This is a genomic window from Janthinobacterium agaricidamnosum NBRC 102515 = DSM 9628, assembly GCF_000723165.1.
In the GTDB taxonomy this organism is placed as follows: Bacteria; Pseudomonadota; Gammaproteobacteria; order Burkholderiales; family Burkholderiaceae_D; genus Janthinobacterium; species Janthinobacterium agaricidamnosum.
In genome coordinates, this window is sequence record NZ_HG322949.1 from 3555665 (window position 1) to 3570246 (window position 14582).

14 protein-coding genes are annotated in these 14582 nt (G+C 61.2%); 5 read left to right on the forward strand and 9 right to left on the reverse strand.

The features are described from left to right. Positions 1 to 201 precede the first annotated feature (201 nt). From fliD to alr, 4 genes are all read right to left on the reverse strand, one after another. A complete protein-coding gene (gene fliD / locus GJA_RS15100) occupies positions 202 to 1581 on the reverse strand; it encodes a flagellar filament capping protein FliD (protein ID WP_038493614.1) in 1380 nt (459 codons plus the stop codon). Positions 1582 to 1780: 199 nt separating this feature from the next. Further along, on the reverse strand, positions 1781 to 2101 hold the full coding sequence (locus GJA_RS15105; protein WP_242404552.1) for a PilZ domain-containing protein: 321 nt from the start codon (positions 2099 to 2101) through the stop codon (positions 1781 to 1783). Between the two features lie 121 nt (positions 2102 to 2222). Continuing rightward, a complete protein-coding gene (gene radA, locus GJA_RS15110) occupies positions 2223 to 3608 on the reverse strand; it encodes a DNA repair protein RadA (RefSeq protein WP_038493617.1) in 1386 nt (461 codons plus the stop codon). Between the two features lie 45 nt (positions 3609 to 3653). Continuing rightward, a complete protein-coding gene (gene alr / locus GJA_RS15115; protein ID WP_038493620.1) occupies positions 3654 to 4727 on the reverse strand; it encodes an alanine racemase in 1074 nt (357 codons plus the stop codon). Positions 4728 to 4855: 128 nt separating this feature from the next. On the opposite strand from alr, the gene lplT reads away from it, so the two are divergent. Further along, positions 4856 to 6118, forward strand: coding sequence for a lysophospholipid transporter LplT (gene lplT / locus GJA_RS15120; protein WP_038493622.1), 1263 nt, complete (start codon positions 4856 to 4858; stop codon positions 6116 to 6118). Between the two features lie 36 nt (positions 6119 to 6154). On the opposite strand, the gene GJA_RS15125 is transcribed toward lplT, so the two are convergent. From GJA_RS15125 to tsaB, 4 genes are read right to left on the reverse strand one after another with little or no spacing between them, the layout of a single operon-like run. Continuing rightward, a complete protein-coding gene (locus tag GJA_RS15125; protein WP_422567913.1) occupies positions 6155 to 7111 on the reverse strand; it encodes a DUF1853 family protein in 957 nt (318 codons plus the stop codon). Then, on the reverse strand, positions 7083 to 8003 hold the full coding sequence (locus tag GJA_RS15130) for a uracil-DNA glycosylase (protein ID WP_038493628.1): 921 nt from the start codon (positions 8001 to 8003) through the stop codon (positions 7083 to 7085). Before GJA_RS15130 ends, GJA_RS15125 begins: the two co-directional genes overlap by 29 nt. Next, complete coding sequence (gene rimI / locus GJA_RS15135; RefSeq protein ID WP_038493631.1) at positions 8000 to 8470, reverse strand: ribosomal protein S18-alanine N-acetyltransferase; 471 nt, start codon at positions 8468 to 8470, stop codon at positions 8000 to 8002. Before rimI ends, GJA_RS15130 begins: the two co-directional genes overlap by 4 nt. After that, positions 8467 to 9180 (reverse strand): tRNA (adenosine(37)-N6)-threonylcarbamoyltransferase complex dimerization subunit type 1 TsaB, encoded by a 714-nt coding sequence (gene tsaB / locus GJA_RS15140; protein ID WP_038493634.1) that lies wholly within the window; start codon positions 9178 to 9180, stop codon positions 8467 to 8469. The genes rimI and tsaB overlap by 4 nt, the downstream gene beginning before the upstream one ends. A 153-nt stretch (positions 9181 to 9333) precedes the next feature. On the opposite strand from tsaB, the gene dapC reads away from it, so the two are divergent. The 3 genes from dapC to GJA_RS15155 all read left to right on the forward strand — a co-directional run bounded on the left by dapC (position 9334) and on the right by GJA_RS15155 (position 12591). Further along, positions 9334 to 10548 (forward strand): succinyldiaminopimelate transaminase, encoded by a 1215-nt coding sequence (dapC, locus tag GJA_RS15145; protein ID WP_038493637.1) that lies wholly within the window; start codon positions 9334 to 9336, stop codon positions 10546 to 10548. A 12-nt stretch (positions 10549 to 10560) separates the two neighbouring features. Continuing rightward, positions 10561 to 11388 (forward strand): 2,3,4,5-tetrahydropyridine-2,6-dicarboxylate N-succinyltransferase, encoded by an 828-nt coding sequence (gene dapD, locus GJA_RS15150; RefSeq protein ID WP_038493640.1) that lies wholly within the window; start codon positions 10561 to 10563, stop codon positions 11386 to 11388. A gap of 69 nt (positions 11389 to 11457) precedes the next feature. Further along, on the forward strand, positions 11458 to 12591 hold the full coding sequence (locus GJA_RS15155; RefSeq protein WP_038493644.1) for a PilT/PilU family type 4a pilus ATPase: 1134 nt from the start codon (positions 11458 to 11460) through the stop codon (positions 12589 to 12591). Here the strand turns inward: GJA_RS15155 and GJA_RS15160 are convergent. Next, on the reverse strand, positions 12571 to 13446 hold the full coding sequence (locus GJA_RS15160) for a LysR family transcriptional regulator (RefSeq protein ID WP_038493647.1): 876 nt from the start codon (positions 13444 to 13446) through the stop codon (positions 12571 to 12573). The two genes, GJA_RS15155 and GJA_RS15160, sit on opposite strands and share 21 nt — an antisense overlap. Before the next feature lie 104 nt (positions 13447 to 13550). On the opposite strand from GJA_RS15160, the gene GJA_RS15165 reads away from it, so the two are divergent. After that, positions 13551 to 14576, forward strand: a complete 1026-nt coding sequence (locus tag GJA_RS15165; RefSeq protein WP_038493650.1) for an aldo/keto reductase — start codon at positions 13551 to 13553, stop codon at positions 14574 to 14576. Positions 14577 to 14582: the final 6 nt, after the last annotated feature.

Sequence of the window (14582 nt, forward strand, 5' to 3'; positions counted from 1 at the left end):
CCTGTACTTATGATAGATAAACAGTCTACACAAATAACATCGGCCGGTGCATACGAACCGGCCTGAGGCGGATTATTCGAGAATAAAGCGGGGAATCAGTTCTGGCCAGTGGCGCCGCAAGGGGCGGCCAGCCAAGTCGTTCAAGAAGACTTCCGGCAGCTCGCCGCCGGCGTTTTTCGCCGGCCGCGGCCCGCCGCTACATCACGCCATGAAATCGAACAGCGATTTTCCGCCGCCGGCAAAGCCCGGCAAGCCGCTGTTGCCCGCCGCCTCTTGCTGCGAGTAAAGCTTCACCAGCGCATTGGCTTGCGTTGTCAACGCCTTCGAGATTTCAGCTTTCTTGCTGGTCAAGCTGGTGATGTCCTTGTTGACCGCCGTAACTTCACGCCGCAACGTGCCTTTGTCGCCGGTCAGCTCGGCAACCTTGGCGGCGAACTTGTCCGCCACGCCGTTGCCGTTATCGGTAAACAACTTGCTGATGCCTTCCGGATCGGCCTCGATGGCGCTTTTCAGTTTTTTATCGTCCAGCGCCAGGCTGCCATCCTTGCCAAAGGTGATGCCGGCCTTGGCCAGTACCGACGTCGGCACGCCATTGGTGGCGGCGCGCAGCACCTGTTGCATCTGGCTGGTCACCTGGTTGAGCGCGGTATCCGATTTCAACGCGCCTTTTTGCAGGCTTTGCATCTTGGTGTTCAGTTCATTGTAGGCATCGATCAGCTTGCCGACGTTGGCCGCGATCTCTTTCGGGTCCCTGGCGATGGTCAGGCTGGTCTTGCCGGCGCCGGTCAATTCAACCTTGACGCCTTCGATGGCCTTGTCCAGCGTATTGCTGGCGCTCTTGACCTCCTTGCCATTGACCGTCAACAAGGCATCCTGCGCCTTCTGGTTCTGGGTCATGCCCTTGGCGCTGCCCGGGCTGTAGGTCAGCAAATCGGATACCGCGGCATCGCCGGTGACGCTGATGCGCATGCTGTTTTCAGCGCCGGTCTTGCCATTGATCGCCAGCGTGTAGCCGCTGTCGCCCTTGACCACGCTGGCGTCGATGCCGGCTTCCTTCATCGCGGCGGCAATGCCCTGCAAGGTATTGTTGCCGCTTTTAATCGTGATGGTTTGCGACTTGCCTTCGCCCGGCTTGAAATCCTTGCCGTCATTGGTGCCAAACTCGATCTTGATGACGGCCGGCGCGCCGGTGCCGATCACCGTGTCGGCGGCCTTTTGCGGACCGCTGGTCAGCGTCTGGCCTTGCGCCAATTGTTTGACGTCAATATCGTAAGTGCCGGCAACGCTCTTGCCGCCCGTGATGGCGTTCAGGATGCCCTTGGTCGACGACGAGGCCGACGTGGCCAGGCCATTGCCGGACAAGCCTTGCGCAATCGACTGGAACTTGGCCAGCGCGGCTTGCAATTGTCCCAGTCCGGACAGCTTGGTCTGGTCGCGCGTCAAGGCATCGTTGACTTTGGAGACACCCTTGGTCTGGGTCGACATCACGCGTTCGACTTTAGCGTAGACATCGGCGGAAATCTGCGACTGCGGTTGCGGCGTATTCTGGGCCGAGTATTTATTGATAGTGGAGTTAAACATGGCGCGTTCCATCCCGGTTTGACGATATGGCGCCCGAATCGCCGGCACGCCCCGCAAGAGATGGCGCGGCAGCGCGTGGCATGGCGGGCGTCGATCTCTTCATGGACAATTATCTACTGTTACTGAAAGATCAAAACGTCGAGCAAGCCCGGTTTTACCCGTCTATATCAGGCATCAACTTGCCTGACCAGCCGCCATCTTACCTCATGTACTTCGAAATTGCGCTCATTACCGCCATATCGAGGTTAACGAACGTCAAACCGACCTTGAAACCGGCACTGCTGAAGATGCAATGCGACACTAAAATCTTTGCTTCGATGATATTCAATTTACCATCGTAAAACATTTCAAACAGAATCTTACCCTTGGCCCCACCCTTGACCGGCTGCGCCACCAGTGCCGACAAGCCACCGTGGCCGATATCCATCACACGCGCTGCAACCGGGTCGTCACCATCGATCACCAACATTCCCTTGGAGCGCAAGATCTTGCGCGCCGCCTGCCTTTGCTCAACTGACAATTTTAAATCCGATAACAAATAATTCTAAAAATGCGGCAATCTTGATCCAGCCCATTGCCAAAGGCGAATATTATAGTTCCAAAAGACAATTACGTTTGCGCCGGCGACGCCATCAAAACAGTTATTCGTGATCGCGCAATTTGTTGAATGCTTCCTCGATGCGCTCGACGGCGATGATGGTCATGCCTTCGATGGCCTGTTTCGGCATATTCGATTTCGGGATCATTGCCAGCGAGAAACCCAGCTTGGCGGCTTCGCGCAAGCGCTCCTGCCCACGCGGCGCCGGGCGGATTTCGCCGGCCAGGCCGACTTCGCCAAACACCACCAGGCCGCGCGGCAACGGCTTGCTGCGCATCGACGAGTTGATCGCTAGTAATACCGCCAAGTCGGCCGCCGGTTCGGTGATCTTGACGCCGCCCACCGCATTGATGAACACATCCTGGTCGAACGCCGCGATACCGGCGTGGCGGTGCGCCACCGCCAGCAGCATCGCCAGCCGGTTTTGCTCCAGGCCGACCGACAGCCGGCGCGCATTCGGCAAATGGCTGGTGTCGACCAGCGCCTGGATTTCCACCAGCAATGGCCGGGTACCTTCCTGCGTCACCATCACACAAGAGCCGGCGACCTGGTTATCGTGTTGCGACAGGAACAGCGCGGATGGATTCGAGACCCCCTTCAAGCCCTTTTCCGTCATCGCGAACACGCCCAGCTCATTGACGGCGCCGAAACGGTTCTTGATCGCGCGCACCAGCCGGAAGCTGGAATGCGCATCGCCCTCGAAATACAGCACGGTATCGACGATATGCTCCAGCACGCGCGGCCCGGCCAGCGCGCCCTCCTTGGTCACATGGCCGACCAGGATGATGGTGATGCCGGTCTGCTTGGCGACCCGCGTCAATTGCGCCGCGCATTCGCGCACTTGCGACACCGAACCGGGCGCGGCCGTCAGCGCATCGGAATACACGGTCTGGATCGAATCGATGACGGCCACGTCGGGTTTCAGGTCGGCCAGCGTGCCGAGGATTTTTTCCAGCTGGATTTCCGCCTGCAGCTTCAAATCCTTGGCGTCGATCATCAGCCGCTTGGCGCGCAGCGCGATCTGGGCGCCGGATTCCTCGCCGCTGACATACAGCACGCTTTTCTGGTGCGACATATTCGCCAGCGCCTGCAACAGCAGCGTCGACTTGCCGATGCCCGGATCGCCGCCGATCAGCACCACCCCGCCGGACACCATGCCGCCGCCCAGCACCCGGTCGAATTCCTCGATGCCGGTGCCGAAGCGCGGCACGTCGATCGCATCGATATCGGCCAGCGACAGCACCGGCGCGGTCTGCGCCAGCGACATATGCTGCGGCGGATTCGAATAGCGGTTATTGCCGGCGCCGGGCGCCTCGACCAGCGTTTCGACCATGGTATTCCATTGATTACAGGAGGAACACTGGCCGGTCCACTTATTGCTGATGGCGCCGCACTCGCTGCACGTGTAATGGGTTTTTGCTTTGGCCATGGATAGACTAACTAATAGAAGAGAGAATGAATCCGGTATCGGACATCAGGCTTCGCCGATGCGCACGCGCGGCGCCACCGCGCACATCAGCTCGTAGCCGATGGTGCCGGCGGCCTGGGCCACTTCGTCGATCGGCAAGCCGCGTCCCCACAATACCACCTTGCTGCCGACCTGCGCAGCGGGAATATCGGTCAGGTCGACCGTCATCATGTCCATCGACACCCGTCCGATCAAAGTAGTGCGTACGCCATCGACCAGCACCGGCGTGCCGTGTTCCGCATGGCGCGGATAACCGTCGGCATAACCGCAGGCGACCACGCCGACGCGGGTCGGTTTGTCGGCCAGGAAACGGCTGCCGTAACCGACCGTTTCGCCGGCGGCAATCTGCTGGATCGCGATGATTTCACTGTTCAAGGTCATGGTCGGCAACAGGCCGAATGTATCGGCGCTGTTGCCGCCCGGCGTGCCGCCGTACAGCATGATGCCGGGACGCACCCAGTCGCTGGCCAGGCCATGCCGCAGCAAGCCTGCCGAATTGGACAGGCTGCGCGGCGCGGCGATGCCGGCCGCGCCCAGTTGAAAGCGGCGGATCTGCTCGCTCAGCGGCAAACGCGGATGCACGGTTTCATCGGCGTTCGCAAAATGCGTCATCAGCGTGATGGCGCCGACCGAGGGTATCGCGCGCAGCCGCGCGTAGGCGCCGGCAAATACCTGCGGCATGAAGCCGAGCCGGTTCATGCCGGTATTCATTTTTAAATTGATATTAATCTTGCCGGGCCAGCGCGCCGCTTCCAGCAACGCCATCTGCTCCAGATTGTGCACCGCGCCATCGAGGCCGTAGTGAAACATGGTTGCCAGGTCGCTCGCATCGAAGCATCCTTCCAGCATCAGGATCGGCTTGTTCCAGCCCAGCTCGCGCAAGCGCACCGCATTGTCGAATTCGACCAGCGCCAAACCGTCGGCAGCGGCGAAACCGCGCATGGCCCGTTCCAGCCCATGGCCATACCCATTGGCCTTGACCACCGCCCATACCTTGGCGGAAGGCGCGCAGGCCCGGGCACGCGCCAGATTTTGCTGCATGGCGTCAAGATGAATGGTTGCGGTAATCGGCCTCGGCATAACGTTTCTACAGCGTAATATGAAAGCCGTATTTTACCGGACGCGCTCCGCTGCACAGGGTTCAATTCTTAGGAATTGCCGGTAATTCATGGTATAAAGCAATCCAGATATGATTTCAGGCTCTAAGAATGAATCGTGGTTTTTACACCATCATGGCGGCGCAGTTCTTTTCTTCGCTGGCCGATAACGCCCTGCTCTTCGTCGCAATCGACTTGCTTATTTCCATGCAATCGCCTGCATGGATCACGCCGCTGCTGAAATTATCGTTCGTCCTGTTTTATGTCTTGCTGGCCGCCTTTGTCGGCGCCTTCGCCGACGCGCTGCCCAAGGGCCGCGTGATGTTCATCGCTAACCTGATCAAGATTTTCGGTTGCGGCCTGATTTTCTTCCATGTCCACCCGCTGCTGGCCTACGCCGTGGTCGGCTTCGGCGCGGCAATCTACTCGCCGGCCAAGTACGGCATCCTGACCGAATTGCTGCCGGCTGAAAAACTGGTCGCCGCGAATGGCTGGATCGAAGGCCTGACCGTCACGTCGATCATACTCGGCACCGTCATGGGCGGCGCGCTGGTCAGCGCCAAGGTGTCCGGCATGCTGCTCCATTTCGACTTGCCGCTGGTCGACACCGGCATCGCCACGCCGACCGAAGCGGCGCTGTGCGTGGTGGTCGCCACCTATATATTGGGCGCGCTGTTCAACTTGCGCATTCCGTTGACCGGTTGTGTCTACCCGCACCAGGAACGCAATCCGATCAAGCTGATCACCGACTTCGCCAATTGCTACAGCATCTTGTGGAAAGACAAGCTGGGCCAGATCACGCTGGCCGTGACGACGCTGTTCTGGGGCGCCGGCGCCACCTTGCAGCTGATCGTGCTGGAATGGGCCAAACAATCGCTGAACATGCCGTTCGACAAAGCCACCAGCCTGGTCGGCGTGGTCGCCATCGGCGTCGCGCTGGGCGCGGTCTTGTCGGCGCGCTTCATTCCGCTGCGCAAATCGCTGACCGTGATCCCGCTGGGCATCGCCATGGGCGTCATCGTCATGCTGATGACGCAAGTGCATTCGGTGTGGCTGGCCTATCCGCTGCTGGTGCTGATCGGCGCGCTGTCGGGTTTCTTCGTGGTGCCGATGAATGCGCTGCTACAACATCGCGGCCACGTGCTGATGAGCGCCGGCCACTCGATCGCGGTACAGAATTTTAATGAAAACCTGTCGATCCTGACCATGCTGGCCGTGTATTCGATCATGATCCGCATGCACCTGAACCTGAACGTCATCATCGTGCTGTTCGGCCTGTTCGTCGCCGGCACCATGTACATGATCATGCGCAAGCACGCCGCCAGCCAGCGCGAACACGATTCGCTGTCGCTGATCGGCGAGCAAAAGCATTAACCACGAAAGAATTTTCCGGTAAGCCCCGGCATCAGGCTAAGCCGGCAGCTTGCCAGATAATCGCCGCTCGGCGGCTTGCCTCTGCCAGTCATCCGGCACCACGAAGCCACGCGCCGCTTCCACTTCCCAGCCATCGTGTTGCATCACGGCGGCGACCATCACCGGCGCTGCCGCGCCGGCCAAATGCGCCTGCAACTCTTGCCGGCTCAACACTTGCCCCTGAGTCAGCTTCAACGGCGCCAGCCATAACAGTTTCGGCATCACGATAAAGCGCTCGAAGGACAAGGCCGCCACTTGGGCCAGGGCGCACCAAAAGCCATGGTTATGCCGCGGCGAAATGCCTTCCATCGCCGGCACCGTGCCGCCAGGATAAAACAGCCAGCCCTTGACCAGCGCCTGCGCCCGCTCGACCGGCTGCGGCAGCCAGCGTTGCGCGGCCGGATGCAGCGCCAGCGACAGTTGCTTGTCGAGTATCTTGCGCATCTTCAAACCCAGCGTGTCGGCCAGGTTCGGTCCGACCAGGCTGTTAAACCTCCCTGCGTCGGGCGCACCTTCCAGCAAGTAAAACTTGGTCGCGAATTCCCAGTGCAGCAAGGCATCGCCCTGGCGCAACAGGAAATCGAATTCGCCGATGGTGTCGTTGCGGCTGGCTTGCACTTGCAAGCCGTGCGCGGCCAGCAAGCCATGCTGTTCGAAATAAAACGCCATCAGCTTTTCAGCGTACAGGCCCAGGCGGGAATAAAAGCGGCTGCCCAGCGCGGCATCCAGCGGCGCCGGATCGTCTTGCAGCGCCGCCAGCCAGCCGCTCGTGTGTTGCGTGACAGGGCCGAGGCTGGCGATCTGGCCATGCCAGTGCGGGCTCTCCGGCGCCAGCAAGTCGGGCGCATCCAGCAACCACGCCAGTGCGCGCACATGGGGGTTATTCAAATGCCCCCAGCGGCGCTCAAATTGCATCTGGAAACTATCAGCCGGGATCGGCATTGGTAGCGGCATGGCTAGCGGCGTGGGTATTCCTGGCCAGGCACAAATCGCCCCAGGCGCGGGCCTTGGGCGCCGCCTTGCCCATCATATCGTCCGGATGGTAGGTGGCGATCACGGCGACCGCTCCCAGATGGCGCACCTTGCCGCGCGCCGGCGCCGGGCTGGACATCAAGCCGGCCGCCGCGGCCTGGCCCAGCGTCAGCATGGTGCGGCCCCGGGTCAGCGCGATTTCGCGTTCCAGGTACGGCCGGCAGGCGGCCACTTCTTGCTCGGTCGGCACGCGCTCGGCGCCGCTGGCATCGACCGGGCGGCATTTGACCAGATTCGTCACGTAGACATTGGCATCCGGCTGCAAGCCGATCGCCAACAGCATATTATCGAGCAACTGGCCGGCCTCGCCAGTAAGCGGGCGGGTGTCCCGTTCATCGGTCCGGTTCGGCGCGCTGCCGACCACCAGCCATTCGGCATGCTGGTCGCCACGGCCGAACACGCTGCCCTTGCGCCCACGGCACAATTCGCAACGGGTGCATTTGGCGGCAGCCGATTTCAATTCAAGCCAATCCATCGCGGCAATCGCCGCAGCGCTGACCGGCGCCAATGGCGGCGGCGCGGGCGCGTCGTCGAACCAGGCGGTCGAGGCGTCATCGGCAAGCGCTGCGGGAGCTTCGACGATGGCAGCGGCAACGGGTTCAGGCTCAGGCGTTGCAACGCTTTGCACCGCAACTGCCTCAGCCACCTCAACCACCTCCGCCACGACAGCCACGACAGCCACGGCGTCAACAACGGACGCCACCGGCTCGACCACCGGCGCGTCAAGCTCAACGGCGCCATGGCGCAAGCGCCACAAGGGACCGACACCCATTTCTTCCAGGAAAACCACGCTGCGGCCAGAATGCAGGCTCATATTCCCAAACGCATCACGATGGCGTCCTCACGTTGCTGGTTGGCTGCCGGATAATATCCCCTGCGCCGCCCGATTTTCTGAAAACCGTAACGCTGGTAAATGTCGAGCGCCCGTAGATTCGACGGCCGCACTTCCAGCAACACCGACACCATGCCCAAGCCGCGCGCGCAGGCCACCGACTGGTTCAGTAAAAAGCGTCCCAGCCCCTGCCCTTGCATATCGGCATCGACCGCGACATTCAGCAAATGCGCCTCATCGACGATCGGCATCAAAAAGAAATACCCGAGCAGCCTGGCATCGGGGCCGCGCACGATCCAGCATTGATAGCCACTGGCCAGCGAATCGAGAAAATTGCCACGGGTCCAGGGATGCGGATAAACGCGCTCTTCCAGCGCCACCACATCGTCCACATCGCTCTCGGTCATCGGCTGGTAATCCAGCCGGGACACATCCCATTGCCGCGTCATGCCGCGGCCTCCGTGGCGGCCTTCGCGATTTGCATGTCGCGCCGCTCGGCGCTGGTGTAGGCGATCTTGTTGCGCAGATACAGCGGCTGCGCGTCGGCGGCCGCGACAAATTTTCCTTCGGCAAACGCAATGCGCGCCAGCTGGCCGACCTGCACCGCGTGCGGCATGATATCGGCCAGCGCGCCGGCGGCGAAATCCTGTCCCGCGAATTCGGCCTCATAAGCGGAAAAACCGTTGCCGCAAGCGGTGACGGCGCCGCACGGCCGCACCGCCCCGGGCGCGCACAAGGCCGGCGCGGACACCGTCGTCAATCCATCGTCATAACGGTATTGCGCCCAATACACTTCGCCCATGCGCGCGTCGAGCACCGCCAATATATCCTTCCCGGAGCCTTGCCGATGGCAAGCCAATGCCATCGCATCGAGCGTGACCACCGGCACCACCGGCAAACTGGCGCCGAACGCCAGGCCCTGGGCAATGCCGCAAGCGGTGCGCACGCCGGTGAAGGAACCGGGGCCGGAACCGTAGGCGATCGCATCGCAGTCGGACAAGGCGATGCCGGCTTCGGCCAGCAAACTTTGCACCATCGGCAAGATCGATTGCGAATGGGTGCGTACGCCGGACGAATCGCGGCTGATGACTATCTCGCCGCGCAACAAGGCGCAAGAGGCGAGTTCGGAAGAGGTTTCAATGGCAAGAATGGTAGACATCCCGTATTTTAACCCGCCCGGCGGCGGCTGGACATCATCCAGGCAGCATGATCACTGCCGCAATCCACTATTGCACTCCAACAACGCTATAATGTCAGCCCGAACTTCGTCTTCTTTTGTCTGTCTTCTCTATCGCTTCAGGCGGCCACCCACGTGAATCCACATCTCGACAAACTGCAACCTTATCCATTTGAAAAGCTGCGTCAATTATTTGCCGGCGTGACGGTCAATCCTGACTATGCCCCGATCAGCCTGGGCATGGGCGAACCGAAACATCCGACACCTTCCTTCATCCAGCAAGCGCTGGTCGACCATATCGGCGGACTGGCCAGCTATCCGACCACCATCGGTTCGGAGGCCCTGCGCGGCGCCATCGCCGGCTGGCTGGAACGGCGCTACGGCATCCCGGCACTGAATCCGGCCACCCAGATCCTGCCGGTGAACGGTTCGCGCGAAGCGTTGTTCGCACTGGCGCAAACCGTCATCGACCCGGCCGCCAGGTCGCTGGTGATCAGCCCGAACCCGTTTTACCAGATTTATGAGGGCGCGGCCTACCTGGCCGGCGCCGAGCCGTATTTCGTCAATTCCGATCCGAGCCGCAACTTCGGCTGCGATTACGACAGCGTGCCGGCCGACGTCTGGCAGCGCGTCAAATTGCTGTTCCTGTGCTCGCCGGGCAACCCGACCGGCGCCACGTTGACGCTGACCGACTGGGAACATTTGTTCGCACTGTCCGAGCGCTACGATTTCGTGATCGCCGCCGACGAATGTTATTCCGAGATTTACCATGGCGACCATGCCCCGCTGGGTGCGCTGGAAGCGGCCCACACGCTGGGCCTGTCCAGCGTCGAGCGGCCGTATGCGCGGCTGGTGGTGTTTTCCAGCCTGTCGAAACGCTCCAACGTGCCGGGCATGCGCTCCGGCTTCGTGGCCGGCGACGCTGAAATATTGAAGAAATTCCTGTTGTACCGTACCTATCACGGCGGCGCCATGAGCCCCGCCGTGCAAATGGCCTCTATCGCGGCCTGGAACGACGAAACCCACGTCGAACAAAACCGTAGCCAATACCGCGCCAAGTTCGCCGCCATCACGCCGCTGCTGCAACAAGTGATGCAAGTCGAATTGCCCGACGCCGGCTTTTACCTGTGGGCCGACGTCAGCCGGACCGGCTTGTCCGACACCGAGTTCGCGCAACGCCTGTACGCCGAATATAATGTCACCGTCTTGCCAGGCAGCTACCTGGCGCGCGACGCGCACGGCATCAACCCGGGCCGCAACCGCATCCGCATGGCGCTGGTCGCCGAAGCGGCGGAAGGCCTGGAAGCCGCGCAGCGCATCGTCCGATTCTGCAAAACCCTCAACCAATAAGAGCACACCATCATGACGCAACAACTTCAGCAAATCATCGACCAGGCCTGGGAAAACCGCGCCGACATCAACCCGGCCAACGGCAGCGCCGAATTGCGCGACGCCGTGGCCCACGTCATTAACGGCCTCGACAACGGCAGCATCCGCGTTGCCGAAAAGACCGGCGCCGACTGGGTGGTCAACCAGTGGGTCAAGAAAGCCGTGTTGCTGTCTTTCCGCCTGGAAAACAATAGCGTGATGACGTCCGACGGCACCATGCAGTTCTACGACAAGGTCCCGACCAAGTTCGCCAACTACAGCGCCGACGACTTCGCCAAGGGCGGTTTCCGCGTGGTGCCGCCGGCCGTGGCGCGCCGCGGCAGCTTCATCGCCAGGAACGTGGTGCTGATGCCGTCCTACGTCAACATCGGCGCCTACGTCGATGAAGGCGCGATGGTCGATACCTGGGCCACCGTCGGTTCCTGCGCCCAGATCGGCAAGAACGTCCACCTGTCCGGCGGCGTCGGCATCGGCGGCGTGCTGGAGCCGATGCAGGCCAATCCGACCATCATCGAAGACAATTGCTTCATCGGCGCCCGTTCGGAAATCGTCGAAGGCGTCATCGTCGAAGAAAACTCGGTCATCTCGATGGGCGTGTACATCGGCCAATCGACCAAGATCTACGACCGCGCCACCGGCGAAGTGAGCTACGGCCGCGTGCCAGCCGGCTCGGTCGTGGTATCGGGCAACCTGCCATCGGAAGACGGCAGCTACAGCCTGTACTGCGCCGTCATCGTCAAGCGCGTGGACGCCAAGACCCGCGCCAAGACCGGCATCAACGAACTGTTGCGCGGCATCTAAGCAGATAGCGTAACGTGAACTGGCCGGAACAACTCCGGCTAGTTGACCATCACGACAAAGGAAATTCAGATGGCAATGGACCGCTTGTTCCAGCTCATGCAAGAGAAAAACGCGTCGGACATGTTTTTCGCGGTCAACTCTCCAGTCCATCTGAAAATCAACGGCACGCTGATGCCCGTCAATCAGCAAGCCCTGACCACCGAAAACATCCACGCGCTGCTGTCCGAAGTCTGCCTGCCGGCCGAACTGGCCGAGCTGGAACGCGAAAACGAGCTGAACCTGGGTATTTCAGTCCCGGCGCTGGGCCGTTTCCGGCTCTCCGCCTTCCGTCAGCGCGGCAGTATTTCCGCCGTATTCCGCTACGTGCCGGTCAACATTCCGCCGCTGTCGCAACTGGGCTTGCCGCCGGTATTGGCCGAGCTGATCATGGAAAAGCGCGGCTTGATGCTGATCGTCGGCGCCACCGGTTCCGGCAAATCGACCACCATCGCGGCAATGCTGGATCATCGTAATGAATTGCGCTCAGGCCACATCCTGACGCTGGAAGACCCGATCGAATACCTGTTCAAGAACAAGCGTTCGATCGTCAACCAGCGCGAAATCGGCAGCGATGCGCGCGATTTCCATACCGCGCTGCGCAATTCGATGCGCCAGGCACCCGATTGCATCCTGATCGGCGAAATCCGCGACAAGGAAACCATGGCGGCGGCGCTGGCCTACGCCCAATCGGGCCACCTGGTGCTGGCGACCTTGCATGCCAACAATAGCTACAATGCCTTGAACCGCATCATCGGTTTTTACCCGCTGGAAAACCGCAGCGCCCTGCTGCAAGATTTATCGTCGACCGTCAAAGCCATCGTGTCGCAACGGCTGGTGCCGTCGCTGCAAGCGGGCGGGCGCACGGCGGCGGTCGAAATCATGGTCAATACGCGCCATATCGCCGACTTGATCGAGCAAGGCGATATCGGCCAGATCAAGGAAGCGATCGAAAAAAGCATGTCACCCGGTTCGCAATCGTTCGAACTGGCGCTGCTGCAACTGTTCCGCGATGGCAAAATCAGCCAGGAAGAAGCGCTGGCCAACGCCGATTCGGCGTCCAACCTGATGTGGCTGCTGAACAATGGACCGGACGGCAAGAAGGCCGAGGCCGACACCCAGCCGGCGCCGGCTGCCCCGTTCACGTCATTTACGCTCGATACCTGATTCCGCGGCGCTGGCCAGCAGGGTTGCACGGAAGATCCCGACCAGCGGGCGCAGGTTGACCTTGTGCCACGCGGCCCACATCTGGGTCCGGTAAGTGAACCACGGTAACTCGCGCAACACCACCCCGGCCGGCGCATGACGGCGCAGGCTGCTCTGTATCATCGCGATGCCCAGCCCGGCCGCCACCAGACCCAGCGTCGAAAACTGTTCGGCGCAAGCGCTGACAAACACGTTATGCCTCAGCTTGGTTTCCTTGTGTCCCATGGCGATCCATTCCTGGTCGCGCAGATCCGCTTCCGTCAATTGCGCACATGTCGCCAGCGGATGGTTTTCTGGCAGCGCCAGCAACATTTGATCGCTGAGCACCAGCGCGCACTCCAGGTCGGGGTCGTCCGGCGCCGGCGGTTCGCATACCAGCGCAATGTCCAGGCTACGCTGGCGCAAGCCTTCCAGTTGCTCGGCAGAATCCATGTTGTACAGCGCGATATGCACGGTCGGCCGGCTCACCCGCAAGGCGCGCAAGCCGTTCGGCAGCAAACCGGAATACATGGCATTCTCTATATGGCCGATGCACAAGCCGCCCTCATCGCCCTTGCCCAGCCGTTTGGCCATCGCCTCCAGCCGGCTCGCATGGGTCAGGAAGGCCCGCGTTTCGGCCAGGAAGATGTGGCCATCGCTGGTCAGCCGGATGCGCTGCTGGCTACGCTCGAACAAGGTCAGCCCCAGCCGTTCTTCCAGTTGCGCAATCTGTCGGCTCAGCGGCGATTGCGAGATATGCAGCCGCTCGGCGGCGCGTCCAACGTGCTCTTCTTCGGCGACGGCGACGAAATAATGTAATTGACGTAGCTCCAGCATATCAGACCCCACAGGACTCAAGTTAAGCCAATTATGTCTTAGACAGGCTTAACTTGGCAAGCTACACTGCTCTCACTTACTCGCAACTCACTCAAGGACACACCATGAGCATCAAAGACAAACTGACCGGCAAACTGGGTTTCGGCACTGCGCCACTGGGCAATATGTTCCGCAACATTCCTGAACCAGAAGCCATGGCGACGGTCGACGCGGCCTGGCAACACGGCATCCGTTATTTCGACACCGCACCGTTCTACGGCGCCGGCCTGGCGGAAATCCGCCTGGGCCAGGCATTGGCCAGGCACCAGCGCGACGATTACGTGCTGAGCACCAAGGTCGGCCGCGTCATCCTCGACCAGCTGGAAGATCCGGCCAGCCGCGACCTGGGTGAAAAAGGCGGCCTGTTCGAATTCGGCCGCCCGAACAAGATGATCAACGATTACAGCGCCGACGCCACGCTGCGCTCGATCGAAGACAGCCTGAAACGTTTAAAAACCGACCGCCTCGACATCGTCTGGGTACATGACATCGCGCAAGATTTTTATGGCGACGACTGGCTGGCGCAATTCGATATCGCCCGCAAAGGCGCGTTCCGCGTATTGACACGCTTGCGCGAAGAAGGCGTCATCAAGGCCTGGGGCCTGGGCGTGAACCGGGTCGAACCGTGCGAATTGACGCTGGACCTGAGCGAAGCGCAACCGGACGGCTTTTTGCTGGCCGGCCGCTACACCCTGCTCGACCATGAACGCGCCTTGCAGCGCCTGCTGCCGGAAGCGGCCAGGCAACATGTCGATATCGTCGTCGGCGGTCCGTACAGCTCGGGCATCCTGGCCGGCGGCACGCATTTCGAATACCAGAAGGCACAGCCGGACATCATCGCCAAGGTCGAACAGATCAAGGCGATCGCCCAGCGCCATGGCGTCGGCATCAAGGCTGCCGCGCTGCAATTCTCGCTGGCCAACCCGGCCGTCGCGGCCGTGATTCCAGGCGCCAGCCGCCCGGACCGCATCGCCGAAGACCAGGCCGCGCTGAACGCGATTATTCCAGCCGCATTCTGGGACGAGATGCGCGCCCAGCAACTGGTGGCGCCGAACGCGCCGCTGCCGTCCAGCACGCAACAGGGCCAATAAAAGGAG

Excerpts from the sequence above, each read along its gene's own strand:
- GJA_RS15155 (WP_038493644.1), top strand. The coding sequence starts at position 11,458 with ATGGCAATGGACCGCTTGTTCCAGCTCATGCAAGAGAAAAACGCGTCG.
- GJA_RS15125 (WP_422567913.1), bottom strand. The coding sequence starts at position 7,111 with ATGCCGCTACCAATGCCGATCCCGGCTGATAGTTTCCAGATGCAATTT.
- dapD (WP_038493640.1), top strand. The coding sequence starts at position 10,561 with ATGACGCAACAACTTCAGCAAATCATCGACCAGGCCTGGGAAAACCGC.
- rimI (WP_038493631.1), bottom strand. The coding sequence starts at position 8,470 with ATGACGCGGCAATGGGATGTGTCCCGGCTGGATTACCAGCCGATGACC.
- GJA_RS15165 (WP_038493650.1), top strand. The coding sequence starts at position 13,551 with ATGAGCATCAAAGACAAACTGACCGGCAAACTGGGTTTCGGCACTGCG.
- alr (WP_038493620.1), bottom strand. The coding sequence starts at position 4,727 with ATGCCGAGGCCGATTACCGCAACCATTCATCTTGACGCCATGCAGCAA.
- fliD (WP_038493614.1), bottom strand. The coding sequence starts at position 1,581 with ATGTTTAACTCCACTATCAATAAATACTCGGCCCAGAATACGCCGCAA.
- GJA_RS15130 (WP_038493628.1), bottom strand. The coding sequence starts at position 8,003 with ATGAGCCTGCATTCTGGCCGCAGCGTGGTTTTCCTGGAAGAAATGGGT.
- radA (WP_038493617.1), bottom strand. The coding sequence starts at position 3,608 with ATGGCCAAAGCAAAAACCCATTACACGTGCAGCGAGTGCGGCGCCATC.
- tsaB (WP_038493634.1), bottom strand. The coding sequence starts at position 9,180 with ATGTCTACCATTCTTGCCATTGAAACCTCTTCCGAACTCGCCTCTTGC.
- GJA_RS15160 (WP_038493647.1), bottom strand. The coding sequence starts at position 13,446 with ATGCTGGAGCTACGTCAATTACATTATTTCGTCGCCGTCGCCGAAGAA.
- lplT (WP_038493622.1), top strand. The coding sequence starts at position 4,856 with ATGAATCGTGGTTTTTACACCATCATGGCGGCGCAGTTCTTTTCTTCG.